Raw genomic sequence first — 2,071 nt, 5'->3', positions numbered from 1 at the left:
GCCCCGGTCACGACCCTAGGCAAGGCCCCCGGTCAGGGCTTCGGTCACGGACCGGTCAGGGCCTCGGCCGTGGGGTCGGGTGCGGCCGGTGGGGTGGCGGGTGGCCAGCGCCGGTCGGCGAGCACCGGGAAGGCGGCCCGGACCTGCGCGACGATCCCCGGGTCCACCTCGCAGCGGGTCACCCCCTCGTCCGTACCGGCCTCGACCAACACCGTGCCCCAGGGGTCGACCACCCGGCTGTGCCCGCCCAGTTCGACCCCGTCGCCCTGGACGCCCACCGCGTTGCAGGCGATCAGCAGGACCTGTTGCTCCACGGCCCGGGCGGTGGTGAACAGCCGCCAGTGCTCGCGCCGTGCGGCAGGCCAGGCGGCCGGGGTGATCACGGTCTGTGCCCCGCGGTCCACCAGGTCCCGCCACAACTCGGGGAAGCGCAGGTCGTAGCAGGTGGTGGCGGCGACCTGGCCCCACGGCGCGGCGGCCACGGCGAGCCGGTCGCCCGGGGTCAGCAGCGCCGCCTCGCGCGAGGCGTGCCCGAAGACGTGCACCTTGCGGTACGTGTGCACCAGCGATCCGTCGGGCGCCAGCAGCACGGCGGTGTTGAACAGCCGCCCCTGCGCGTCGCGTTCGACCACGCTGCCCAGGTGCAGATGGGACCCGAGCTCCCTGGCCCAGGCGCGCGCCGCGGTGACGGTCGGACCGGTGAGCGACTCGGCGTACTCGGCGTAGCGGTCGAAGGCGAAGTAGCCCGGCGCCCAGAGTTCGGGGAGCACGACCAGGTCGGCTCCCGCGGCGGCGGCGACCATCCGGCCCACCCGGGCCCTGCGGTCGGTGGGGGACTCGTCGGCGGGACTGGCCACCTGGACCAGTGCGATCTTCATGCGGTACTCCCTGGGCTGGCCGCGGCGGCGCCCACGGAAGACGCGCACCGTGTGGGCGGGCCGTGCGGCGGCGGCACCGACACCGTCGTCGTCGTTCGGACTTGGGCTCGGGTGTGGGCATGGGCTCGGGCATGGCTTGGGTCAAGGCTCGCGTCCGGGCGCGGCGAACACCCTTATGTACGTCATGTATACGTCCCGTCTACGAGCCGCACAAGAGCGCCTGGTGGCAACGCCGTTGGGCTCCGTGGCGTGGCTCGGCCGAGGTCAGCGGCCCGTACGCGAAGGGTGGGCGTACGGACTCGGCGCGCGGGCCAGGCGCGGCGCGCCGGTCTGCTCCGGACGCCGAGTCATGCGCATGGATGCGCCCTTGCTGCTGCGCGAACGCCATGCATACATTGCGTCTATGACGGGTTCCAGGGTGGCACGGGAGAGCGCACAGGACACCACGTACCGCTGGTTGAAGGGCCGCATCGGGGCGCTGCCGCGGCACGAGGGGATCTTCATGACCGAGGCGGAGGTGTGTGAGGCGACCGGCAGGTCCAGGACGCCGGTGCGCGAGGCGCTGCTTCGGCTGGAGACCGAGGGGTTCCTCCAGATCGTGCCGAAGAAGGGCGCCTACGTGCCACCCATCTCGGACGCCGAGATCGAGGCCGTCATGCAGGCGCGCGAGCTGGTGGAGGAGTGGTCGGTGCGCCGCGTCGCGCAGCTCACGGACGATCTGACCGCCGAGTTGACCGAGCTCGTCGAGCGGCAGGCCGGCCTGATGGCCGACCCGGTCGCGTTCATCGAGTGCGACCGCGCCTTCCACCGCGCCATCGTGCGCGCGGCCGGGAACCCGGTCCTGGTGGAGGTCTACGAGTCGTTGCGGGACCGCCAGGTGCGCATGGGGTTGCGGGCCATCGCCGCCGCCGAGGACCGGGCGCGTGCGGTGCTCGCCGAGCACACGGCCATCGTGACGGGCATCGCGTCGGGTGACCCGGAGCGCGCCGCCGCAGCCCTCGGCGCCCACCTCGGCGGCACCCTCGCGGTGCTGAACCTGCCCGCCGTGCGGCACTGGAGCGACCCCGGGCGCCCTGACCGGCAGGCGGAATGACGCCGGGGGGCGCGGCGCGGCCGGGGCGCCCCCCCCCCCCACCGCCCCGGGCGCCCCCGCCCCCCCCGGGGGGGGGGGGGGGGGGGGGGGGGGGGGGGGG

At 74.7% G+C, this 2,071-nt stretch carries 2 protein-coding genes; one reads left to right on the top strand and one right to left on the bottom strand.

Annotated elements, in window-relative coordinates:
• Nucleotides 1-44 precede the first annotated feature (44 nt).
• Nucleotides 45-878 carry a carbon-nitrogen family hydrolase gene (locus AAHZ94_RS33220; RefSeq protein WP_349997424.1) on the bottom strand — a complete coding sequence of 278 codons (834 nt, stop codon included), beginning with the start codon at nucleotides 876-878 and terminating at the stop codon, nucleotides 45-47.
• A gap of 403 nt (nucleotides 879-1,281) precedes the next feature.
• Here AAHZ94_RS33220 and AAHZ94_RS33215 point away from each other — a divergent pair, with 403 nt between their 5' ends.
• The gene (locus AAHZ94_RS33215) at nucleotides 1,282-1,971 is read left to right on the top strand and encodes a GntR family transcriptional regulator (protein WP_349997423.1); all 690 of its coding nucleotides are present in this window, start codon (nucleotides 1,282-1,284) and stop codon (nucleotides 1,969-1,971) included.
• Nucleotides 1,972-2,071: the final 100 nt, after the last annotated feature.

Origin of the sequence: Streptomyces sp. HSW2009, from assembly GCF_040240285.1 — a bacterium.
GTDB lineage: Bacteria > Actinomycetota > Actinomycetes > Streptomycetales > Streptomycetaceae > Streptomyces.
The sequence above is the reverse complement of the archived record's forward strand: the minus strand, read 5'-3'. Positions and strand labels throughout refer to the sequence as shown.

Coding starts and splice junctions, on each gene's coding strand:
- AAHZ94_RS33220 (WP_349997424.1), bottom strand. CDS start 878: ATGAAGATCGCACTGGTCCAGGTGGCCAGTCCCGCCGACGAGTCCCCC.
- AAHZ94_RS33215 (WP_349997423.1), top strand. CDS start 1,282: ATGACGGGTTCCAGGGTGGCACGGGAGAGCGCACAGGACACCACGTAC.